This is a genomic window from Paenibacillus sp. N22P23 (assembly GCF_059383735.1).
This window is the reverse complement of record NZ_JBXENT010000001.1, coordinates 57,711-81,268: the sequence shown is the minus strand read 5'-3', so window position 1 is coordinate 81,268 and position 23,558 is coordinate 57,711. Positions and strand designations below refer to the sequence as shown.

Annotated in this window: 22 protein-coding genes; 2 read left to right on the top strand and 20 right to left on the bottom strand. The window is 49.7% G+C overall.

Annotated features, from left to right (window positions below; translation table 11 throughout):
• Positions 1 to 4: 4 nt before the first annotated feature.
• From AC506A_RS00375 to gpr, 15 genes are all read right to left on the bottom strand, one after another.
• On the bottom strand, positions 5 to 1,030 hold the full coding sequence (locus AC506A_RS00375) for a Gfo/Idh/MocA family protein (RefSeq protein ID WP_495459049.1): 1,026 nt from the start codon (positions 1,028 to 1,030) through the stop codon (positions 5 to 7).
• Positions 1,027 to 1,359, bottom strand: a complete 333-nt coding sequence (locus tag AC506A_RS00370) for a cupin domain-containing protein (RefSeq protein ID WP_495459048.1) — start codon at positions 1,357 to 1,359, stop codon at positions 1,027 to 1,029. The genes AC506A_RS00375 and AC506A_RS00370 overlap by 4 nt, the downstream gene beginning before the upstream one ends.
• Positions 1,360 to 1,484: 125 nt before the next feature.
• A complete protein-coding gene (locus AC506A_RS00365; protein ID WP_495459047.1) occupies positions 1,485 to 1,676 on the bottom strand; it encodes a hypothetical protein in 192 nt (63 codons plus the stop codon).
• A gap of 16 nt (positions 1,677 to 1,692) precedes the next feature.
• Positions 1,693 to 1,845 carry a YfhD family protein gene (locus tag AC506A_RS00360; RefSeq protein WP_495459046.1) on the bottom strand — a complete coding sequence of 51 codons (153 nt, stop codon included), beginning with the start codon at positions 1,843 to 1,845 and terminating at the stop codon, positions 1,693 to 1,695.
• Positions 1,846 to 1,926: 81 nt separating this feature from the next.
• Positions 1,927 to 3,066 carry a molecular chaperone DnaJ gene (gene dnaJ, locus AC506A_RS00355; RefSeq protein ID WP_495460927.1) on the bottom strand — a complete coding sequence of 380 codons (1,140 nt, stop codon included), beginning with the start codon at positions 3,064 to 3,066 and terminating at the stop codon, positions 1,927 to 1,929.
• A gap of 127 nt (positions 3,067 to 3,193) precedes the next feature.
• Positions 3,194 to 5,041: a molecular chaperone DnaK gene (gene dnaK / locus AC506A_RS00350; protein WP_495459045.1), complete on the bottom strand. Its 1,848-nt coding sequence runs from the start codon at positions 5,039 to 5,041 to the stop codon at positions 3,194 to 3,196.
• 66 nt (positions 5,042 to 5,107) lie between these two features.
• Complete coding sequence (grpE, locus tag AC506A_RS00345) at positions 5,108 to 5,674, bottom strand: nucleotide exchange factor GrpE (RefSeq protein ID WP_495460926.1); 567 nt, start codon at positions 5,672 to 5,674, stop codon at positions 5,108 to 5,110.
• A 61-nt stretch (positions 5,675 to 5,735) separates the two neighbouring features.
• Positions 5,736 to 6,761, bottom strand: a complete 1,026-nt coding sequence (gene hrcA / locus AC506A_RS00340) for a heat-inducible transcriptional repressor HrcA (RefSeq protein WP_495459044.1) — start codon at positions 6,759 to 6,761, stop codon at positions 5,736 to 5,738.
• Positions 6,762 to 7,069: 308 nt separating this feature from the next.
• The gene (locus AC506A_RS00335) at positions 7,070 to 8,134 is read right to left on the bottom strand and encodes a C40 family peptidase (protein WP_495459043.1); all 1,065 of its coding nucleotides are present in this window, start codon (positions 8,132 to 8,134) and stop codon (positions 7,070 to 7,072) included.
• 192 nt (positions 8,135 to 8,326) lie between these two features.
• Positions 8,327 to 8,788, bottom strand: coding sequence for an N-acetyltransferase (locus tag AC506A_RS00330; RefSeq protein WP_495459042.1), 462 nt, complete (start codon positions 8,786 to 8,788; stop codon positions 8,327 to 8,329).
• A gap of 108 nt (positions 8,789 to 8,896) precedes the next feature.
• Positions 8,897 to 10,054, bottom strand: coding sequence for a radical SAM family heme chaperone HemW (gene hemW, locus AC506A_RS00325; RefSeq protein WP_495459041.1), 1,158 nt, complete (start codon positions 10,052 to 10,054; stop codon positions 8,897 to 8,899).
• Between the two features lie 110 nt (positions 10,055 to 10,164).
• Entirely contained in the window at positions 10,165 to 11,982 is a 1,818-nt protein-coding gene (gene lepA / locus AC506A_RS00320; protein ID WP_495459040.1) for a translation elongation factor 4, read from the bottom strand.
• A 66-nt stretch (positions 11,983 to 12,048) separates the two neighbouring features.
• Entirely contained in the window at positions 12,049 to 12,534 is a 486-nt protein-coding gene (locus tag AC506A_RS00315; protein WP_495459039.1) for a hypothetical protein, read from the bottom strand.
• Positions 12,535 to 12,558: 24 nt separating this feature from the next.
• Positions 12,559 to 13,887: a stage II sporulation protein P gene (gene spoIIP / locus AC506A_RS00310; RefSeq protein WP_495459038.1), complete on the bottom strand. Its 1,329-nt coding sequence runs from the start codon at positions 13,885 to 13,887 to the stop codon at positions 12,559 to 12,561.
• A gap of 582 nt (positions 13,888 to 14,469) precedes the next feature.
• The gene (gene gpr / locus AC506A_RS00305; RefSeq protein WP_495459037.1) at positions 14,470 to 15,477 is read right to left on the bottom strand and encodes a GPR endopeptidase; all 1,008 of its coding nucleotides are present in this window, start codon (positions 15,475 to 15,477) and stop codon (positions 14,470 to 14,472) included.
• A 188-nt stretch (positions 15,478 to 15,665) separates the two neighbouring features.
• Between gpr and rpsT the strand changes: the two genes are divergently transcribed.
• Positions 15,666 to 15,938, top strand: a complete 273-nt coding sequence (rpsT, locus tag AC506A_RS00300) for a 30S ribosomal protein S20 (RefSeq protein WP_495459036.1) — start codon at positions 15,666 to 15,668, stop codon at positions 15,936 to 15,938.
• A gap of 65 nt (positions 15,939 to 16,003) precedes the next feature.
• Here the strand turns inward: rpsT and holA are convergent, their stop codons facing one another.
• The 4 genes from holA to AC506A_RS00280 all read right to left on the bottom strand — a co-directional run bounded on the left by holA (position 16,004) and on the right by AC506A_RS00280 (position 20,240).
• Positions 16,004 to 17,020: a DNA polymerase III subunit delta gene (gene holA, locus AC506A_RS00295; RefSeq protein WP_495460925.1), complete on the bottom strand. Its 1,017-nt coding sequence runs from the start codon at positions 17,018 to 17,020 to the stop codon at positions 16,004 to 16,006.
• 252 nt (positions 17,021 to 17,272) lie between these two features.
• Positions 17,273 to 18,409, bottom strand: coding sequence for an anti-sigma factor family protein (locus tag AC506A_RS00290; protein ID WP_495459035.1), 1,137 nt, complete (start codon positions 18,407 to 18,409; stop codon positions 17,273 to 17,275).
• Entirely contained in the window at positions 18,406 to 18,954 is a 549-nt protein-coding gene (locus tag AC506A_RS00285) for an RNA polymerase sigma factor (RefSeq protein ID WP_495459034.1), read from the bottom strand. Before AC506A_RS00285 ends, AC506A_RS00290 begins: the two co-directional genes overlap by 4 nt.
• 332 nt (positions 18,955 to 19,286) lie before the next feature.
• A complete protein-coding gene (locus AC506A_RS00280) occupies positions 19,287 to 20,240 on the bottom strand; it encodes a D-2-hydroxyacid dehydrogenase (RefSeq protein ID WP_495459033.1) in 954 nt (317 codons plus the stop codon).
• Between the two features lie 195 nt (positions 20,241 to 20,435).
• Between AC506A_RS00280 and AC506A_RS00275 the strand changes: the two genes are divergently transcribed.
• Positions 20,436 to 20,753, top strand: coding sequence for a hypothetical protein (locus AC506A_RS00275; protein WP_495459032.1), 318 nt, complete (start codon positions 20,436 to 20,438; stop codon positions 20,751 to 20,753).
• Positions 20,754 to 20,801: 48 nt separating this feature from the next.
• Here the strand turns inward: AC506A_RS00275 and AC506A_RS00270 are convergent, their stop codons facing one another.
• Positions 20,802 to 23,492 (bottom strand): ComEC/Rec2 family competence protein, encoded by a 2,691-nt coding sequence (locus tag AC506A_RS00270; RefSeq protein WP_495459031.1) that lies wholly within the window; start codon positions 23,490 to 23,492, stop codon positions 20,802 to 20,804.
• Between the last annotated feature and the right edge of the window lie 66 nt (positions 23,493 to 23,558).

Below are 23,558 nucleotides of genomic sequence, written 5' to 3'. Positions count from 1 at the left end.
ATGGTTACTTAGAAACAATGTAGCTTTCCGGATAAGTGACCTCACCTGTACGGGAAGAATCACTGAATGCAATAAGTGCAGCTAAGGTACGCAGATTATCTCTGCCCGAAATCGATGGTTCGGCACCGTCTTTGATCCGCGCGGCAAACTCGGACAATACGCTGTGAATGCCTTGCTTCGAGTCCGGCAGCGGACCGTCCGCATAAGAGATAAATCGTTTGTTCTGCTCTTGGTCCACGATATAAACACCATAGCCTTGTCCGAGATCATCCAGATGAATGGAGCCGTTCTCGCATTGAATGCGCCAGTCACCTTCCCAAGGCGTTGACAGTCCCTTGGATACGAGGCTGCCTAAGTAAAACACAGGGATTCCGTTATCCAGCTCCATACTCGCCTGCACATTCGGATGACCTTTGTACATGCTTCCTTCGATGTTCCACGTTTTGCCCGACACGGTCCGAATATCGGATTCCAGTAAGTAGCGAATCATGTCCACGTGATGAACAGCCATCTCAAGCAGCATGAAATTCTCCATTACCTGCTGATAGTCCTTGCCAAAATGATCATAGAAGAACTGAGCCTGCACAAACAGCGGTTTCCCCATTTCGGAGATCGCTTTCTTAAGCGACAGGACATGGTTCTGATAGCGGTAATTCTGACTGACCATCAGAATGAGCTGTTTCTGCTTCGCAAGCTCGACCAACTCGCAAGCTTCGCCGATATCGAGTACGAAAGGCTTCTCAACCAGCACATGTAAGCCCTGCTCCAAGGCAGCTTTGCAAATCGCATAATGGTATGGAGAAGCTGCGGTTACAAATACGGCATCCGCTTCACAAGATGCGAACGCTTCCAAATAATCCGTGTAACAATTCTCTTCGGCAACGCCGAGTTCAGCTGCGCATTCTTTCAGACGAGCCGGATTGATTTCAACGACACCCGCATAGGAGAAATCTGCGGACTGCTTCACATAATGAAGCGCAACGCCGAACCCATGCATACCTAGGCCAACTTGAATGATTTTCAATGTCATTGTTGTGCGTCTCCTCTATCCTTGAATAGATAACCAACTCGGCCGCCTTCAGGCATAATACCATAAATATATACAGCAACCATCTCTTCGGTAACGACTAAGGAATGCTCATCTCCACGTTTCGTGAGAACCATATCTCCGGCACCGATTTCGTACGTGTCGCCTTCAGTCGTACACGTTCCTTTTCCGCTTATAATAATCCAGTATTCATTCGCGTCATGATAATGCAACTGAACGATATCGCCAACTTTAAGATGGTTAATACCATAATGGCTCAGCTCGCTCCACTCTGGATAGACTTGTGTTGCACTTTTGAAATTAACCGGCATGATTATCCATCCTCCTCATATTACTTTAAACTATCGTTAATTTTGCCACACGTTGAAACGTTTCACAAGGATAAAAAAAAGATACCATACCGCGGAAATTAATCGCAAGTATGGCATCCCAACATTCAATAATCAGCTGTTCCTCCGGTTTGTTCGATCAAATGAAGTGCGCGGTCGACCAGATCATCACCGACAGTAGCGGTTAGTGAGGCGCCGTCAGCGCCGCCGTCCACTTGCAGCACGCGCAGAGCCATCAGCTTAAGCTGCGCCTCACGTGCTCCATCCCCATCTTGAAATGTTGCATGAATGACTGTCATAGAAGAAGCAGCCTAATCATTTGTTCTGTGCTCTGGCATCTGCCTCAGCAGCCCTCTGCATGGCCTTCTTATCTTCCTCGTCAGCCAGCTCCGCTGAGAATTCCACATCTTCATTCTTACCGATTGGCAGCTCTGCGAAATTTTGTTTCTCCAAGTCTTGATCGCTCATGGATATGCTCCTTCATGTAGAGATGGATTTGGACACGAAAGTTAGCATAAACAAGTAGCCGCGATCTTATGCTTTAACCCATTATTCGCCGCGGAATGCTTTCTTCATCTTATCGAAGATCGATTCATGGTGCTCCTGCTGTCCAGCATCTGTATTGCCGCCTGCTGGACCGACACCGGAGAACTGACGAAGCAATTCCTTCTGCTCATCGTTAAGGGCAGTAGGCGTCACGACTGTTACTTTCACATGCTGGTCGCCTTGACCGTATCCGCGAAGGCGCGGAACACCTTTTCCTTTCAAACGGAAATAAGTGCCTGTTTGCGTGCCTGCAGGAATCTTCAGCTTCACTTTCTCTGTCAGCGTCGGAATTTCGATCTCGTCGCCCAGAGCGGCTTGCGCAAACGTAAGCGGTACTTCACAGTAAATATCATCATTCTCACGCTCGAAGAAATCATGCGGCTTCACTCGAATAACGATATACAAGTCCCCGGATGGGCCACCGCGGAATCCGCCTTCTCCTTCGCCGCTTAGGCGAATTTGTGCGCCTTCATCGACACCGGCAGGAATTTTCACATTGATTTTACGCTGCTTCTTCACTTTGCCTGCACCGTGACAAGTACCGCATTTTTCTTTCACGATTTTGCCTGCGCCATTACAGTTCGAGCAAGCTCTTCGGTTCACCATACGGCCAAACGGTGTATTTTGAACCACTTCTTGCTGACCTGTCCCCCGACAAACGGAACAAGTTTCCGGTTTCGTACCCGGTTTAGCGCCTGAACCTACACAAGTATCACAAGTTTCCGTGCGTGGAATCGTAATTTCCGTTTCCTTGCCGAAAACGGCTTCCTTGAATTCAATTGTCATCGTGTACTGCAAGTCATTACCGCGCTGCGGAGCGTTAGGATCACGTCGTCCGCCTCCGCCGCCTCCGAAGAACATATCGAAGATATCGCCGAAGCCGCCGCCGAAATCGCCTGCACCGCCGCCAAAGCCTTGGTTCGGATCTACGTGACCATGTCGATCATACGTAGCACGCTTACCATCATCACTAAGGACGTCGTAAGCTTCCTTTACTTCTTTAAATTTATCTTCCGCATCCGCCGCTTTGTTTACGTCCGGATGGTATTGGCGCGCCATTTTACGATACGCTTTCTTGATCTCGTCCTCGCCTGCGTCTTTCCCGACGCCGAGCACCTCATAATAGTCCCGCTTGTCAGCCAACTCCGTCACCCCGTCTCCTATTTGCGCTGCATATTCATTATCTATCTAGACACACGAAAAACGGCTGCGCCGTCCAAACTTTTTCGGACGGCACACCGTTTACGTATAACTTAGTTTACACTACGACTTACTTCTTGTCGTCTACAACTTCATAGTCAGCATCGACTACGTTGTCTTTGCCTCTGGAGGAGGATTCGCCGCCGCCTGCTTCAGGACCTGCGCCTTCAGCGCCACCCGCAGCTTGTGCTTGCTCATACAGCTTCACGGAAAGCTGTTGCACGATTTCTGTCAAAGCTTCTGCTGCTGCATTGATTTGTTCTACATCGTCTGTTGCCAGCGCTGCAGTCACTTTCTCTTTGGCTTCGTTCGCTTTCGCGATTTCGCCTGCATCTACTTTATCGCCAAGATCTTTGATTGTTTTGTCAACGGAATATACAAGCTGGTCAGCCGCATTCTTCGCTTCAACAAGCTCACGACGTTTGCGGTCTTCCTCTGCGTTCAATTCCGCATCCTTCATCATGCGATCGATTTCCTCGTCGGACAAACCGCCGGAAGACGTGATCGTGATTTTGTGGCTCTTGCCTGTGCCTTTGTCAAGCGCAGACACGTTTACGATACCGTTGGCATCGATATCGAATGTAACTTCGATTTGCGGTACGCCGCGCGGTGCCAGTGGAATATCACCGAGTGTGAAACGGCCAAGCGTTTTGTTGCCTGCAGCCATTTGACGCTCACCTTGAAGCACGTGGATTTCAACGCTTGGTTGGTTATCCGCATACGTGGAGTACACTTGCGATTTGCTTGTCGGGATTGTTGTATTGCGATCGATCATTTTCGTGAACACGCCGCCAGCTGTCTCAATACCCAAGGACAATGGAGTTACGTCGAGCAATACAACGTCTTTCACATCGCCTGTCAATACGCCAGCTTGAACCGCTGCACCCAGAGCTACAACCTCATCCGGGTTAACGCCTTTGTGCGGGTCTTTGCCAATCAGTTTCTTAACTGCTTCTTGCACAGCTGGGATACGAGTCGATCCGCCGACAAGAACAACTTTATCGATATCGCTTGGGGACATGCCAGCATCGCTCAATGCTTGGCGAGTTGGTCCAAGTGTACGCTCTACAAGTGCTTGCGACAATTCTTCGAACTTCGCACGAGTCAGGCTAAGCTCCAAATGTTGCGGAACGCCGTCTGCCATAGTGATAAACGGCAAGGAGATTGTCGAAGTCACTACGCCGGAGAGCTCTTTCTTTGCTTTCTCAGCCGCGTCCTTCAGACGTTGTACAGCTGCTTTATCTTTGGAAAGGTCAACGCCTTGTTCTTTCTTGAATTCAGATACCAAGTAGTCGATGATCACTTGGTCGAAGTCGTCGCCGCCTAGACGATTGTCACCGCTGGTTGCTTTTACTTCGAAGAAGCCATCGCCAAGCTCAAGGATGGAAACGTCGAACGTACCGCCGCCAAGGTCATAAACGAGGATCGTATGATCTTCTGTTTTCTCAAGACCGTAAGCAAGCGCGGCAGCTGTCGGCTCATTGACGATACGAAGCACTTCAAGACCTGCGATTTTACCAGCATCTTTAGTCGCTTGACGCTGACTATCGTTGAAGTAAGCCGGTACTGTAATTACAGCTTGTGTTACCGTTTGGCCAAGGTAAGCCTCAGCGTCTGATTTCAGCTTTTGCAGAATGATTGCAGAAATTTCCGGTGCCGAGAAATCCTTACCATCGATGACTTCTTTATGGCTGGAGCCCATGTGACGCTTAATGGACATGATTGTGCGGTCTGGATTCGTGATCGCTTGACGTTTTGCCGATTCACCGACAATACGCTCGCCATCTTTCTTGAAACCAACAACAGAAGGTGTAGTACGGTTGCCTTCCGGATTCGGGATAACGACAGCTTCGCCGCCTTCCATTACCGCAACGCAAGAGTTTGTTGTACCAAGGTCGATACCAATTACTTTACTCATAATTAAAGTTCCTCCTCAAAGGTATATATTTTGACGTTATCTAAATCATCTATAGGCAACTGATCGTTAACCGCTGACTTTCACCATAGCGGGACGCAGCACTTTATCCTTCAGGACATAGCCCTTTTGCACTTCTTCAACTACAACGCCTTCTTCATGCTCATCGGATTCGACTTGCATAATGGCTTGATGGAACTCCGGATTAAACGGCTGTCCTACGGCATCCATCGCTTTCAGTCCTTCAGCTTCAAGCACTTGCTCAAGCTGGCGGAAAATCATATCGACGCCTTTGGAGAACGATTCACCATCGCCGCCGTTCTTTGCAGCATCAATTGCGCGGCCAAAGTTATCAACCACCGGCAGCAGCTGCCCAATCAGTTTCATCGAAGCATATTGACCAAGCTCTTCCTTCTCCTTCATCGTACGACGACGGAAGTTATCAAAGTCAGCTTGTGCTCGTAAGTATCGCTGTTGGTTCTCTTCGGCTAATTTCTCAAGTGCCTCCACGCGGGAGTCCCCTGCGCTTCCCTCTTCTTCGGGAGCTGCCGTTTCTTCGTTCACCGTTTCCTGCGCTTCTTCAGCAGAACGGGTCTCTTCATGTTTATGTTCTTCTTCGGTATGCTGTTCATTCACAGACACGAGCGCTTACACCTCCTGAAAGTAATCCCTAATGCCTTCATTCACGCTAGTTGCGTCATTTGTACCATCGATTGAGCAAAACCGCCATATCTTTAGACAGTAAATCCAGCAAACTGATAACTTTACCGTAATCCATCCGTGTCGGTCCCAATATCCCAATCGTGCCCAGCTGTTTGCCCTGTGCCGAATAAGTTGCCGTAATCAGACTGCAGTTGTTGATCGCTTCATGTGTATTTTCTGTTCCGATACGAACTTGAATACCACTTGGGAGCGTACTGAACATTTGCATAATGGTCGGCGTCTCATCAAGCAGATCGAGCAATGTTTTTACTTTGTCGACATCCTTAAATTCCGGTTGTGTCAGCATGTTCGTCGTACCGCTTAAGAAAACACGGTGATCGTCTTCGCTCATTAGTGCGTCGTCGAGTACGCCGAGCAGTCGTTCGCATTGGTCCGCGTAACGGCCAAGCTCTTGACCAACTTCGGAATACAGCTTCGATTTGAGGCGCGCAATCGGCACCCCGATCAATTTGCTGTTTAGAATGTTAACAGCCTGCTGCATTTCCTCCATGCTCATATCGTCCGGCAAGGAAATCGTACGGTTCTCAACATGACCGGTGTTGGTAACGATAATGGCTACCGCCGTGTCATCACTGATTGGAACGAGTTGGAAATGCTTCAGCGAATTCGTAAACGTCTCCGGCCCAAGCACAATGCTCGTGTAATTCGTCAGATTGGACAAAATCATGGCTGCATGCTGAATAATCTGTTCCATTTGGTTCACTTTCTCCGTGAAGAAGGAGCGAACCGTGTTCATGTCTTGTTCGTTAACTTGACTCAGTCTTACGAGATGATCGACGTAATACCGGTAGCCTTTAATAGATGGAATACGACCTGCCGAGGTGTGAGGCTGTTCTAGAAATCCGAGCTCTTCCAAATCAGCCATTTCGTTACGAATGGTTGCCGGGCTAAAGCTGACATCGCTTCGCTTCGAAATGCTGCGTGATCCAATTGGCTCAGCTGAGCGGATATAATCGTCTATGATGACATTCAAAATCATTCGCTGCCGTTCAGTTAACATCGCAGTCCCTCCCGGTTTCTTCAGATCGATTCATGTTATTGCTGCTTACCTTTATTACGGTCATCCTTCAACCGTTAGCACTCGTTATCGATGAGTGCTAATCATTACTACAAAAATACCAAAACCGCTTGCCAATTGTCAAGTCTGGTTCGATATTTTAGGCGAGAAGAAAGGCAGGTGTTTACATGAAATAGCCATATTTTACGACAAGATCCTGCCTGCGACTTCTGCTTATAAAAATAGCCGTCTCAAAAGTCAGCGTCAGCCTGCACACTTTCGAGACAGCCATTCAATTGGAAAAGCTTCGTTTAGAGCACTCTTCTACCCCACAAAATCCGTTTCTCCCAGTTTCCTTCTAACTCGGAGATCGTAACGCCGGGACTTCCGTACGTATGAATGACCTGATTGTTTCCGATATACAACCCGACATGGCCGACAATTTTGTTGCTGCTGTATCTGCCGGGGGTGTAGAAGAACACGATGTCTCCCGGTATGAAGTATTTTCGGGATACGTATTTGCCTATCTTGGATTGTGCTCTGGAGGAACGCGGCAGCTCAATGCCTACATGATCGAATATATGCTGCATAAACGACGAGCAATCGAATCTGCGGCTTTGCGGATAAGGTGCTGCTGCAAATTTGTAGGGGATCGCCATATACTTCTTAGCATATGCAATCACTTTCTCCGCATCTGCTCCGGCTCCGGGTTCCGTATTTGAGTCCGGGTTTTCAACAGGGTTCTGCCCCGGATTTGAATCGGGATTCTCATCCGGATTCGGTTCCGTATTCCAATCTGGATTCCAGTTGGGATCGGTATTCTCATCTGCGTTCGGGTCCCACTCTGTATCGGTCGTATCGTCTAGAGCCTTAGCTCTCATTGTGTTCCTTCTTACGCTTAGTGCTGACGATCTCTCGGGCCGTTCCGTTGCAGGAGGCGTAACCAAGATTGAATTGAGCTTCGCATCCCATTCGATAGGTGTTTGCCATAGCTGCGACAATGAGCTCACTTCAAGATGCAGCTTACGATCGATTAACTGCGGAGCCTCGTGCAGCGTTACCGGCTCGTCACCAACCGTTGCTTGCTTCGTATTCTCGGAAAATGTATAAATGGGATCCGTGTAGCCCATCGAAGCCGTCTTGCTTGTAGGTTCCACTTCGTAGCGATAACCAAACAGCTCTGCCGCCTGATCAGCCGGAATATAAACCTTCCCGTCTTTCATCTTATACTTGGTAATGACCGCCCCCGGATGACCTTGTACTTGCAGATTGACGATAGAGCCGCTTGCGTTATTTTTCCCTATACGCACATTCTCTTTAGCCGAACAAGAGGCCAGAATAAGGGCCAGGGAGATGAAGATCATTAAGCGTTTCATGTATCGTATATCCTCCTGTGATGGTTGCTGATCTCATGTTGACAGCTTGTATTGTTCCCATTCAGGTAATTATTATGGCCGATATGGACCGCTGCTATGTCTATTGGTTTAGATTGGAGCCATTATGTAGATACAAAAAAGCCACTGCAACCTTTGGAAAGGTACAGCGGCTAGGTTAGTTATAGTAAGATTTCAGTTCAGCGTTCTGAGTACGGCGATTTCGTCGCAGCAGTGCTGCTTCGGACAGTGAATACAGTCCGTCCACACCTTCTCTGGAAAAATCTCCTTGTTGACAATCGTAAAGCCGTTCTTCTCGAAGAAGTTAACTTCGTATGTCAATGCCATCACTTTAGGTATGTTCTGCTCTTTAGCTTCAAGAAGCAGCTGATCGACGAGTTTGCTGCCGATACCAAGTCCTTTATAGCCTTCAGATATGCCTAGCGAGCGGATCTCGACGAGGTCAGCGCCCAGCTGAGTTAAAGAACCGCAGCCGACTACCTCACCCGATACCTCCGCCACAACGAATGTATGAATTTGACGCTTCAGCATATCGCGAGATCGCGGCAGCATTATTCCTTTCTCGGCGTACCCTGCTATTAAATCCACTAATGTTTCGATATCGTTCTCGGTCGCCTTTCTGCATACCGCTTGCATCCCACTCGCCTCCGCTTCCATAAACTCCATAGTAAACTGCTTTTAACACGAATAAATATACAACATCATGAATGTTAACACAAGAATAATTTGACTAGATTCGCTGTTTTATCCGCTGATAAAGGCACCGAATACTTCATTGCCGAGCGGAATCCCCTTCTCAGACAATCGATATCCACCACCGAAGCCTTCCGTGTGCTCTATCAACCCTTGCGAGAGCACCGTTTGAAGCGCGTCACCAAACACACTTTCAATCGTTTGACCGGGGAATTGAGCAGAGAAATGATCATTGTTCACGCCTTCGAGCATGCGAAGGCCAACCATCATGAAATCTTCCATCGCCTCGTGCTCGGGAACCGAATTGGTCTCAAGACGCGGCAGTCTCTGAGCTGCCGCATCAATGAATGGCTGAACCCCTTTAATATTGACATGCCGCTCGCCTCGTGCATAACCGTGCGCGCCGGCACCAAGACCATAATACGGCTCATTGCGCCAATACGTAATATTGTGTCTGCTTTCGTGACCGGGCTTCGCGAAGTTGCTGATCTCATAATGATGAAATCCTTCCGCTTTAAGCTTATCAATCAGCAGCATGTACATGGCAAGCTCGTCCTCTTCCGGAGGCAGCGGCAATTCATTACGTTCATATAACGTGTGGAACAGTGTATTCTCTTCAACCTTTAGACCGTAGAGCGAATAATGAGGCAATCCTAATTGCAGCGCACGATTAACGCTGTCTGAGAGCTGTTCGACGCTCTGGCCGGGAAGGCCGAACATCAAATCGATGGACAGATTGCTGAATCCAGCCGTACGTGCATTCTCGATGCTGCGATAAACATCGTCAACATTGTGTATGCGGCCGATCCGCTCCAGCAATACGTTATCAAACGATTGCACACCAAAGCTGATCCGGTTAACACCGCCTGCCTTCATAGCTGTGAGCTTGTCCAAATCAGTTGTCCCGGGGTTGGCTTCCATCGTAAATTCCGCATCCGGATGAATGGGGAAGTATTTCTTCACGGACGTCAGAAAACGCTCCATCTGAGGCGGTGTAAGAACAGTCGGCGTACCGCCTCCGACGAACACCGTGCGAATCTCTTCAGGCGGAAGCAGTTCGACCGTGCGCGCCATTTCGCTCTCAAGCGCATCTAGATAAGCGTCTACCGGCTGCCCGCGAAGCACATAAGACGTAAAATCGCAGTAGTGGCACTTATTCGTACAAAACGGGATATGAATATAAAGCGCCCTCGGCGCATGGTTAAACATTTTGTCTTTCCCTCCAGTGCAAATGCTCCCTTGAAATAAAAACAAGGGAGCTTTTATGCTCCCTTTACTTAAATAAGCGTGAGATTAGCCGGAGGCTAATCTCTCAGCAATCAATCCTCGTCGATCTTCAGTACGGCCATGAATGCCTCTTGCGGCACCTCAACACTGCCGACCTGCTTCATCCGTTTCTTACCTTCCTTCTGCTTATCAAGCAGCTTCCGCTTACGGCTGATGTCACCGCCGTAACACTTGGCAAGAACGTTCTTCCGCATCGCTTTAACGGTTTCACGAGCGATAACCTTGTTTCCGATCGATGCTTGAATCGGCACCTCGAACATTTGACGAGGGATAAGGTCCTTGAGTTTCTCGCAAATGATCCGTCCGCGGTGATAAGCGCGGTCGCGATGAACGATAACGGACAAGGCATCCACCTGTTCGTTGTTAAGCATGATGTCCATCTTCACAAGCTTGGACTGTCGATAGCCGGACAGCTCGTAGTCGAAGGAAGCATAACCCTTCGTGCTTGATTTCAATTGATCAAAGAAATCATAAACGATTTCTGAAAGCGGCATATCATAGGTGATGGTTACACGATTAGTATCCAAATACTCCATGTTGACGAATTCGCCGCGTTTATTCTGACAAAGCTCCATAATCGCACCTACATAATCATTTGGCACGATAATAGCCGCTTTTACGAATGGCTCTTCAACATATTCAATCTTACCGACATCCGGATAGTTGGACGGGTTGTCGATCTCCATCACTTCGCCGTTCGTCAGAGTAACGCGATACACTACGCTTGGCGCTGTAGTAATAAGCGGGATGTTGAACTCACGCTCAATCCGCTCTTGGATGATTTCCATGTGAAGAAGTCCCAAGAATCCGCAGCGATAACCGAAACCAAGCGCAGTAGATGACTCCGCTTCATAACGAAGGGATGCATCGTTGAGCTCCAACTTCTCGAGCGCATCACGCAGATCGTTATAATCCTGCGTTTCGATCGGATACAAGCCGCAGAATACCATCGGATTGATCTTACGGTAACCCGGCAGTGCTTCTAAAGCCGGTTTCTTCGCATCGGTAACGGTATCCCCGACACGAGTATCCTTAACGTTCTTGATCCCTGCAACGACGAAACCAACGTCACCGACAGCCAGCTCGTCAACGATCCCCATACGTGGCATAAAGGCACCGACTTCGATGACATCAAACTCTGCACCTGTTGCCATGAAGCGAATCTTCTTGCCTGCTTTGATGCTGCCGTCGATAACACGCACATACACGATAACCCCTTTGTAAGGATCGTAGTGCGAGTCGAAAATAAGTGCTTTAAGCGGATTGTCCGGATCGCCTGTAGGTGCCGGAACTTTGCTGACAACCTGCTCCAATATTTCCTTAATGCCGATGCCCGCTTTCGCAGAAGCATGTACAGCATCGCTTGCGTCAAGACCGATAACATCCTCAATTTCCTGTTTCACGCGTTCAGGCTCCGCACTTGGCAAGTCAATCTTGTTCAGTACCGGAATAATCTCCAAATTGTTGTCGAGCGCCAAGTACACGTTGGCTAACGTTTGTGCTTCGATACCTTGCGCGGCATCGACAACGAGCAAAGCGCCTTCACAAGCAGCCAAGCTGCGCGAAACCTCGTACGTAAAGTCTACGTGTCCCGGTGTATCAATCAAATTCAAAATGTATTCTACACCGTCATCGGCCTTGTAACCGAGTCTAACGGCTTGCAGCTTTATCGTGATGCCGCGTTCGCGCTCTAGATCCATTTGATCCAGCACTTGCTCTTGCATTTCTCTTGATGACAACGCGCCGGTAAATTCAAGAATCCGGTCCGCCAGCGTTGATTTCCCATGATCGATATGGGCGATAATTGAAAAGTTGCGAATTCGTTTTTGTCTGTCTCGTACGTCCGCCATGCTAAACCCCCAGATGTACCTAATTGCTAATCATTCTTATAAGTATAACAGCTTGAAGGGTCACCATCAATCTGTTACCGATTCAAAAAACGAAACGACCATCCGAATCCCCTTCGCGGACACCGTTTGAAGCACCCCTGCCGTCCCATCTGCGACCTTGTTAACAGTCGCATCACTGCGCAAATCAGGCAAGCCTGTCAGACGTTTATTGAGCTCTTCTTGGAGCTTCCGTTCATATTCTTGAAGGAGTTCCTCCTCTGTTCTCCCATGCTGCGCATCTGCAACGGTGCGTCGTTGTATATTCTGATCCGCTTGATTTTCGGGGAGCTGTTCCACGTTAGGTGCGTCCGCCGAAGAACCGGATATACTGGATTCGACGTCACTATCGGTCAGCTTAGTGGACGTGTAACCTGCAGGATTAACGGCTTGAACGCCTCCTTCAACCGGACCATAAACACGTTCGATGCCGCTCGAAGCCATATCAATGCCAAACATAATGATGAGCGCAACCGCTCCACCTACCAGTGCCATTTTCATCGATTGACGACGCATTAGATTCTCTCCCCTATGGTTAAACTATTTTTTCGATTTCGATAACGGTGGTGCTGTTACTTTCGCAGCATCCCAGTAAATATCTGAGATGACCTTCGCCAGAACATCTATGGTCCGGTAGGATTCCTTCAGCGTGTTGTCGACCCCGCCAATCTCAATCAGAACACTGTCCGGCGAGAGGGATTGATTATATTCACCGTTTCCGCTGGCTGTCGTTTTACCCAAAATCCCGCGTGAGAGACCCGGATATTTCTTTTCCAATGCCTCGTGCATACGGTTCGCCAGCGCTTCATTCTGCTTCCAGTTGGGGTTTGCCAAACCAATGATGAAGAAAACTTCCGCATACGTTTCACCGTCGATGGTGATCGTCGTATTTTTGCGTCGTAAGGAGTCTCGGTGAATATCGAAGAAAAATTTGAGATCGTTATTTTTGGCTATCGCATCGACGACCGTTTTTTTCGAATACTTATAGGATAGGAGCCAATTGTAGTTTTTAATCGCCGTTACATAATCTGTGGAAGATTGTTGTGCCCCGATGCCGCTTTTCTCCAGTTGCAAAGCGAGGCGTTTGCCAAGCAGCGTAATGTTCTTCACCGATGATTCCGCGTATTTCTTGCTGCTGATTTCTGGGAACCAGGATTCACGACTATGGGAATGGTAGATAAAAACGACCTTCTTGCTTCCGGTTGTTGGTGTGACCGGATTTGCCGGTTCTACCTGCCCCTGTTCCGAGTCCGGCTTCGTATCGTCAGGCTGTTTCACAGGCGTCGTTGGCTGATCTCCTGTTTGAGTGCCGCCATCCGGTTCCGATTCGTCTGGGTCTGTATTACCTGTTTCATGATCCGGTCTGCCTGAATCCGTAACCGGAAGCCCTGATCCTTCACCGGTGACTTCCTCTTGCCCCGGCATCGAATCATGATCTCCGGATTCAACAACGGCATCTGTACCTGTTCCCGGTCGCAGGATGACCGTTGTATCGCCGCTCATACCTGGATATTGACTTGCCAGCAGGCTCCTCGGATCCTCCGGATTAATGTCGGTCAACAGTCGAAACAGGAACGTACTGATTTGACGGCCGTTAATGGCTGTTCTAGGCGACCCATCGCCTGCGCCCGGCAATTCCATCGACAGCATGTCTTTAAATAATCCACCGGATACCGCTGCCGCAAATCCTTTCATCGACGATACCGGTGATGACGCGGCGTTCTGATGCACAATCGCGCCGACTCCAACTACAATGACAAGGATCATAGATCCCAATGACATCAACGCAAAGGTACGGCCTGCTACAAGCAGCTGACGCAAACGCATGCTGCCTTTAGCAAGGTTCAGGGTAACAATCCATCGCTTCATTCCATGTACTCCTCCCAGTTCCAATTGTGGCATTGGTTCATCGCGCACTAGGCTAGTATCACTTTATGAAGCAGGCAGATTTAATAGAACCGAAAGTTTAATAGAGTTGGAGAATTGATAGATTGCTAGAGTGATAGATACCAATAGAGTTGGATATGAGGGATCGCAGCTCTCGTCTTGCATTACGCGAAATCTAACGAACCCTAGAGGCGTTATTTGGCCGAATTTCGGGGTTTCGAGAATCTAACGAACCGTAGGGGCCTTATTTGCGAATATTCGGCTCCCAAATACTCAAATACAGTCAAATAGCACCTCTACAGTTCGTTAGATTTATTTCGGAGTCAATATTGGTGAAATAAGCGCCGTACGGTTCGTCAGAGCATTCCGCATTACCAAAAAGCGACCGCGGTGCTAATCCGGCTAAGCTAAACATCAAAGGCACACCATTACTGGAATGTAAAAATCGAGCGGACCCAAACTTCCCCCAACAGAAAAGGCTGCCAAAAAAGCGATAAGCACGCTTTTCCGACAGCCCTATAAGCACTGTGTGCACTTCTTTTATGTTAACGCCTAGCAATAGTCCTAATGTGTATATGCCGCTACATTCGTTTTATCTACTGCCTCGTGCAGTGCAGCATTCAGTCCGCTGGCTACGATGTTGGCGATGTCCTCGATGAACTGGTCGATTTCTTTCGGAGTAACAAGCAGATCATGGCCTAGAGGACCTAGAGCCTCGCGGACTAGCTGAAGCCTCTCATTCTCGTCGATGGAATCAAGCAAGCCAAGGAAACCATCCGATTTACCCGCTGCATGTTTCTTCAAATGCTCCCGCATCAAATCAATACTGTTGCTGACAATCGTCGATGCATACAGAACAGTCGGAACACCGATTGCGACAACCGGGACCCCCATGATCTCCTTCGTGATCCCCCGCCGCTTATTCCCGATACCGGAACCGGGATGAATGCCGGTATCGGCAATTTGTATCGTCGTGTTTACCCGTTCGAGTGCTTTGGACGCCAATGCATCGATCGCAATGATGAGATCCGGCTTCGAGCGATCCACAATTCCCTGCACGATATCACTCGACTCAATGCCTGTTATACCAAGAACGCCAGGTGCAACGGCACTGACATTGCGGTAGCCTGGCGCAACTTCCCCCGGCATCAGCTCGAAGAAATGGCGCGTAACCAGCGCATTCTCAACGACGATCGGACCGAGCGCATCCGGTGTTACATTCCAGTTGCCAAGTCCGACGATCAATACATTCGCCGTCTTGCTTATGCCAATTCGCAGGAGAAACTCTGCAAACTCCTGCGCCAGCTTTGTGGCCACGCGGTCTTGCAGCACGGTGTCCTGCTTTCGCAGCTCCGGCACTTCGAAGGTCACGTAGTGTCCCATCATTTTGCCCATAATTCTGGAGCCTTCCTCAGTGGTTACTTCAAGTCTCGTAATGGTAATCCCGTCATCCTCCGACACATCGGAGAGCACACCCGGTATCGGACCGTTCCCTGCTGCCTCTGCATATTCCTTCGCTTCAAGCGCCAAATCGATCCCCACGTTAAACTCCTGCAGATCAAGCTCACTCATGTTATAAGGGCGCTCCTTCCATCCGTTTGTGTCTAGTTTGCGAAAGAGAACCTCGAATTATGCGGTTACTGTCGTTTTGCATGCTTTCAGACGTCAAGGTACTATTGCATTTTGGTCATGCCCATGATACACTATGTCAAGTTGTGTTGTTACAAAGGGATTCTCCCTTTTTACAGGAGGTGAATGCAATGCCAAACATTAAATCCGCAGTCAAACGCGTTAAAACAATCGAGAAACGCCGCGCTTTGAACGCTTCGCAAAAATCAGCTCTTCGCACGGCCGTTAAGGCTGCTGATCAAGCTGTTGTTGCTACTGATGTTGATGCTGCTAAAGCAGCTCTTCTCAACGCTACAAAAAAGCTGGATAAAGCCGTAACTAAAGGCCTGATTCATAAAAATGCAGCTGCTCGCAAGAAGTCGCGCCTGGCTAAAAAGCTTAACGTACTTAGCGCACAAGCTTAATCAATCAAACGAAAGTCCTGCTCTTACGCCTTGTGCGTAAAAGCAGGACTTTTTTTATGATCTTATTATGCGGCAAGCGAGAGCAGAAACAGCTCCAGTCCCAGCGTCTTATCGATGCGGCCTGTCTTCATGCTGTAATCCAGCTCCGCAAGCTTGTTCAGATGTTTCCCAAGCGTCTGTGCCGTAAATCGTTTCGCTTTCTCTGCGGCCAGCTTGACCGCATAAGGATGCAAACCTAGCTGCCCTGCCATCTGCTGCGGAGAATAATTATGCTGCTCCAGCTCTTTCACCTGCAGCATAATGCGAAATTGCCTTGCAATTAACGCTGCAATCTTAATCGGCTCCTCACGGCGCAGCAGCAGCTCTCCATATAATTTAAGCGCGCGGTCCACCTGCAGCGAAGCCATAGCGTCAATGAGCGCGAATACGTCTTCCTCTACCGTTGAGGCAATCAAATGCTCCACATCACTGCTGCTGATGGAGCCGCCGCTGCCGGCATGCAAACAAAGCTTATCCACTTCATGCGCCAGCTGCTGCATGTTTGTCCCCGTACGCGCCAGAAGCAGCTGAGCGGCATCACGGCTCATTCCACGTCCTTGTTCCTCCGCGCGTTTAACTGTCCATTGTAGAAGCTCAGATTCCTGGAGCTCTTGGAACGCCATTAACGCATCCTGCTCCTTGAGCAGCTTTACAACTTTACGACGCTCATCCAGTTTCTCAGCCATGACTTGGAACACGATGACACTGCTCTCACATGGCTGCTTCAAATAAGCGATAAGAGCATCTGTCCCATGCTCAAGCTTCCCTTCTTTGCCCTGCGCCGCGGCGAGCACGGAGGAATCCCGAATGAGCACCAGCTTGCGCGATGCGAAGAAAGGCAATGTCTCGGCCTCTGCTACTGCTTCTTCTATAGGTGTTTCCGATGTATCGAATTTTACAAGTCCAAGCTCTTGTTCTTCAGGCGGCAGCAGCTTGTCCGTCAAGCTCGACACAAATTGCCGCATGCGATAACGGTCTTTCCCGTACAGTACATAGACGGGGCGGAACGTTCCCGCCTTCCATTCCTTCATGACATCCTTCATTTCCACGGCCCCAGTCCCCCTTTAAACCACCAACCCTACGATAGCGCCATTTCACAAAAAACGCAACAAAGGGATGAAGTCAGCTTGCGACTCATCCCTTTGTCCCCGAACATCTATATAAACACTCGCTAGCATACGGTCCATGGTACCGGCTGCGAATGGTCATACGACGTCAAGGTGCCGTCCTATGACTGGTTTCCTGCTCCCTACACCATACGCGAACATCCCGTAAAGTGTGCATCAACCGCCATATTATTTAATAGATTGTACTTGCTGCTCAGCTGCTTTCTTGGGATCAACGGAATAAACTTGCTTGTTCCCCTCGGCATCTGCAGCCTCGTACGTCAACGTCAAGCTGTCTTCGGACCCGGACCACTTCAAATGCGCAATATCGGCCCGCTTAACGCCTTGGAAAATCATCAAGCTTTCTTGAACCGTATAGATGCGGACCGTGTCCTCCACAATAAAGGCTTGATACATGCCATCCGGCGAGATCGGCGAAGCCATGATCAATTCGTTCTCAGCTGCAATGCCGACGCGCTCATTATTAGCGGATCCACTGTCCGACTTGCTGTCCAAGGTTTTGGTTTCATCCCCCGCAGCATTCTCGGTTGCTGCACCTGCATTACCGGAATCGGAATCACTTTCATGGGACACTTCGTAGTTAGGCGACTGGCCTTTCACCGCAGGTGCCCCGCCATCCGTTTCTGTTGTGAGCGGCGGCATGGTTTCACCATTCGGATCCACATTGCGGCTGTCCGACTTCATCATCGGCTTAACATTGGACGATGCAGCGCTTGGCTCGGCAGCTTCGGTTGTAATCTCATTAGCTGTAGAAGCATTGCTGGCCGACTCAGTCGATTGATTCATACTGACCGCTGAATCAGCCGTAGATGTATTCTGTGCCGTATCAAACGTATCCGAAGAAGCTGCGGACATATCTTGTGCGGAATCGGAATCGTTCATGGAACGGCTCGGATCGTAATTGACGATGAACAGCCCTGCAATAATGCCTGCTGCTATGACACCGCCAATTGCACGAAACGAGAACCGGTCTGTCCATCTTCGCTTCTCCGAGTTTGGCCCAATTCGTCTTGGCATTGCTGTTTGGTCTGTTTCGCGGTCTTGCATCGGAATATCGCCTTGAATGACGGTATCTTGAGCGACTTGAAGCTCTGCCAGTCGCGGCAGTATCGCATCCACCAAACTGTAGCTCGGCGTGACCCTCGGCAGGTTGGTTAGTCCGGAGGAGAGCATTTCAAGCCGTTCAAGCATGGCTGCACATTCCGGGCAATGCCGTGTATGAGTCATCAAGAATTCGGCTTCCTGCTCATCCAGATCGCCGTCAAGCTGCCTTTGCATATATTCCATCACCTCTTGACAATTCATCCTCGGACACCCCCTCTCTGATAATCATGCAGGTATGTTTGCAGCTGTTGTCTTGCCCGGAATAAATAAGATTTGACCGTATTCAGCGGCAGATCAAGTGAATCGGCGATTTCATTGTACGAGAAATCCTGCAAATAGCGAAGAACAACAACGGCCCGATGATGCTCAGGCAATTTGTCGATCGCTTTGCGGATATCCTGCGCAGCATAGGAAGTAAGAACTTCCTCTTCAACCGATTGATTATCCTTGAACACCATGTCATGCTCGTCAATGGATACAGTCGGTTTGGTTCGACGAAACTTATCGATACATATGTTAGTGACAATCCGCTGTACCCAGGTTTTAAACTGGGCTTTCTCTTCATAGCTGCCGATTTTCGTATAAATACGAATAAGTGCTTCTTGAGCCGCATCCATCGCATCCTGCTCATTGCCTACAATATAGTAGGCTGTCCGGTAAACATGATTCTCAATCTCGCGCAATAGAGAAATAAGAGCGTCGCCATCGCCGGCTTGTGCGGCTTTAATAAGGCCTGGCTCTACCACGGAGGATCCCCCCTTGCAACCTTTCAGACGGAAAGGTTCGTTATAATGTTGCACCAAGCCTAAACAATTCTTTATAAAAATTTAAGGATGTTGTGTGAAGCCAAATGACAAATAATGAACAAGTGCCGAATTAAGGCAGATAATCACCATTACTAGGCCGATCGGCAGGCTTCTTCCAGCCTGAATGCATGAAGAAATAGGCTGTTTCACTTCCATTTTGAGAAATGATTAAGGTAAGCATACTATTCAAAATGATAGCAGAAAATAGAACAACCGTACACCCTACTAGAAATTACCAGCGGGAGTACGGCTTTTGGACTACGTTACGAAATTCAATATTGCGCTTGCCAGTCAACGACATTTCGGCAAGGTTTTCCATATTCGCTGTAATGCTTTAAGTTATCGAGCACAATCGATAGCGCGCGGTCCATATAATAAGGCGTATTGCCTGTTTCATGCGGGGTTAGAATAACATTCTCCATGGTCCACAGTGGATGCTCCTGCGGAAGCGGCTCCTGCTCAAACACATCAAGTCCCGCTCCAGCGATCCGTTCCTTCTGCAAAGCATCAACCAGTGCAGTTGTATCGGTTGTGCCGCCACGGCCAATATTAATGTAAATCGCGGAAGGCTTCATGACCGCAAACTGTTCCTTGCCTACGATATGCCTCGTCTGCGCAGTCAGCGGCAAGCAATTGACGATGTAATCGCTGTGAGCGATCACTTCATTTAATTGTTCAATAGGATACATACGATCAACGCCATGGGCCGGTTCGCCCGACTTGCGAACGCCGAGCACGTTCATGCCGAACGCTTGAGCCAGCTTCGCCGTTTCAAGCCCGATCGCGCCAGTCCCGAGAATCGCAATGGTCTTCCCATGCGCTTCACCCATATTCTTCGATGGCTTCCACGTTTGCGTTTGCTGGTTGCGAATCGCGATATGTACGTTTCTTGTCAAGGAGAGGAGCATGGCAAAGATCGATTCCGAAATGCCATTCGGATGAACACCGGAAGCATGGGTCAGTGTGACACCGAGCGATTGGAGCCGATCCAGCGGGATGTGGTCGACGCCTGCTCCTAAGTTTTGCAGCCATTTTAGCGGAATGCCGTCTGCATGAATGATTTTGAGCACATCACGATTCCAGCCCAAAATCACTTCTGCATTCATAAGAGCCGCTCTTGCTTCATCAGAGCCGCTTACACTCAGGTAATCCAAGCTCGGACAAGCCTCTTGTATAGCCTTCACCTGTTCTTCATCAAAAGGATGTACTGACACAATCGTACCCATGAGAGAATGCCCCTTTCCAAACCGTTCTTTGCCACAGATTACCACCGCTCCAAGAACGATGTCAAACTGAATATGTACGAAAGTAGTCTGATAAAAGTGCGAAATTAATCTAAATATAGTACGAATGAGATTTGATCTTCTTCTTATTCTAAGTATAATATGAGGTAGACAAGCGCACGAAAGGAGTCCTCCACGATGACTATGACCAGCAATTGGTTTGACGATTATTTGGACCTCTACAACTTTGCCAAGCAGCTTGGCGATCAGCAGTGGCAGGAAGAGCTGCTTGAAGCGATGCGTCAGAAGGATGTATTGGACCGCGAAGAGGCTGTACGAAGTGCCAAAGAAGAGCTGTGGCATAAATTCAATACGATCAACCATCAAATGATGGATCTGCTTGCACAAATGAAGCAGAGCAGCGATCCGGCTGAGGAAAGCACGATTCGCGAGCTGATTGGATCCTTGAAACTTCAGCGCATGGATCTGGCAAAGAAAATTAAATCACTCCACTAAATAGATCTACACATAAATGCGTTTCCCCGATGCCTTGCAGCATGACTGCTAGGAGTCGGGGATTTTTTCTCTGCGGGCCATTACTTGATCCGGACTAATGCGGAATTGGACTTCGCCATTCCAATCCGTTCGGCGAGTTTGAATCGTTGCAGCTGTTAGGCGATCCATCACATCCTGAGCCGGATGACCGTAGGTATTCGTTCGTCCGACAGAGACAACCGCCCATTTCGGCCTCCAATAGGTAAGCCATTGCGCGGAGGTGGAGGTTTTGCTGCCATGATGGGAGATTTTCATGACGTCGATGGGGCTAGCTGATGATGGTATGCCTGGATGAGAGTGGAGCCGCTCCAACAGCTGCTTCTCTTCTTGTACATCGGCATCTCCTGTAAACAGAAATCGGCGGTTGTACATTTCAATGAGTAACGCAACACTCTGCCCGTTCTGCTCCTCTTCCTCCATGATCGCATCGCCAGCGCTTGGCGCTAAACCGAGCACCTGGATTGTCGTACCGGAATCGACCTGCCAATTCAAGCCGGCCGTACTCTTATAGAGCGGAATACCCGCATCCACCGCTGTGCGCAGCAGCGATACGGCATCCTCGGAAGCTTTCAGTGTACCGTTCCACAATATCGCCTTTACCTTGATATCACTCAATACCGCTAGCAGACCTTTAATATGGTCGCTGTCGAGATGAGATAGAATGAGCAGATCCAACTGATGAACGCCTCGTTTCTGCAGCAGCGGTACGAGAAGCTTTCGGCCTACTTCGTATGGGTCTTTTCGTTCCCGCCAAGCTTCTTTGCGTCCAAACTGTACAGCCCCTCCGCCATCCAGCAAGATCTGCTTCCCGCTCGAGGTGCGGATCAGAATCGCATCACCCTGGCCCACATCGAAAAAATCCACATACGCATTGCGATCCCGAAAGTCGGGATAATAGGCCCATAATAGAAGTATCCCTAAGCTGACAGCTGTTATTGACAACAGGAAGATGCTCCGACTGCGAGCTCGCGGCGATCCCTGAGGCGACATGTCAATGAACGGGATTACCGTCGACTCCGCCAGCAATAATTCATGGATCGGCTGTGTGAGGTCCCTCTCCGCAAACGAAGCCGAATTTCTGTTCCCAGCCAAGTCCGTATGTATACTCGAACTTTCCTCCGAATCGAGCCGCCGTCGACGCGATAACCTTCCAAGCAAATTGAAACAGATCACTAGCAAACCATAATAACACACGACCCACCATAGCGGCGGGGTTGCCCAGATCAAGCGAAAGCTGTTCCATTCGCTCAGTTGTGTAACAAAAGTAAACGTCAGTTCATTGCCTATTACGGCCACCTGTGACAGCAGCGCACCTGCTGGATGCCATAAAGCACCGAGCAGTATGGAAGCCCCGCCCAGCGGCATGACGATAAAGCTGATGAACGGCACAAGTACCAGGTTTGCGCCGATCGAGAGCAGGTGCACCGCGTTGAAGTAGTAGATGGTGAGCGGCATCGACACGAGCTGTGCGACCACGGTGACGGTGAGCAAATCAAGCAGGGAACGCGACCACCAGCGCTTCCCGGCAGGCAGGCAGCCGCGCACAGGCGGCACGCCGAGAATGAGACCCGCCGTCACGAGAAACGACAGCTGAAAGCCGACGTTTCCGAGCATGTACGGGTCGAACGCGAGCATGAGCAGCGCGGCAGCGGCCAGCAAGTGCAGCCCGTCGCCGAGCTTGTGCAGGCGCGCGGCTGCCAGGCCGAGCACGGCCATAATGCCGGAGCGTACGACCGACGGCGAGGCTCCGGCGAGGAGCACGTACAGCGGCACCGCCGCAATGAGCAGCAGCAGCATGCGCTCCCGGGTCATTCGGGTTAAGCGAAGCAGGCCGCCGAGCATATAGAGGAACACGGCGACATGCAGGCCAGATATGGCCAGGATGTGCGTGAGTCCCAGCTGCGCAAACTGGCGGTACACGGCGGGATCGAGATCGTCGCTTATGCCGAGGACGAGGCCTTTCATGTACCCGGACTGGAGGTCCGGATACAGCTTATCCATTTGTGCCCCAAGCAAGGCACGCACGTCATCGACATAGCGGAGATGCGCAGAAGCCGACCAGCGCGGTCCGGCGCTTACCTCCAGCGCGGCAGCGCCATCCACGATGAACTGCCAGTGGATGCGCTGGCTGTTCAAATAGCGGCGATAATCGAAACCATCGAAATTCGTAGCAGCCATTGGTGCAGACAGCTCACCTGCAGCCGACACCTGTTGCCCGCGTTTCCACGAGTCTGCACGATTTAACTCCCTCTCCTCCGTAAGCCGCACCTGCACCTGCATGCGCTCACCGCCAAGCTGTCTGGAATTGACTTCGCCACTTAACAAGACCTCATCTACAGCAACACGGAACCGAACTTGATCACCGTCAATCTCAACCGATGAAATAATAATGCCGCTGATCTCCGCACCGAAAACTGCCGCCCCCGCAGGAACAGCCTCATGAGCAGCCGCTTGCAGCTGTGGCAGCGCAGTGACATTGCGCGAATCCACCCACATTCGTTCACCGGCAGATGCCATGTAGGCCGCCAAACATGCAGCAACAAGCAGCCATGAAGCACGCTTCAGCAGCCCCAGCGCGAGCAAGGCAGCAAGTAAAGCCGCACCGGTCAAATAAACGCCATAGTCCATTAATCCCGCTGCGGCACTTGCTCCCAGCACCCAACACACCGTAAACCAGATGAGCGGTCTTCTTGCCCCCATCCACCCATCCCCCTTTCCTCCGAACAACGCAGAAAACGCAAAAAACCTCCGTCTATACCCACGGAA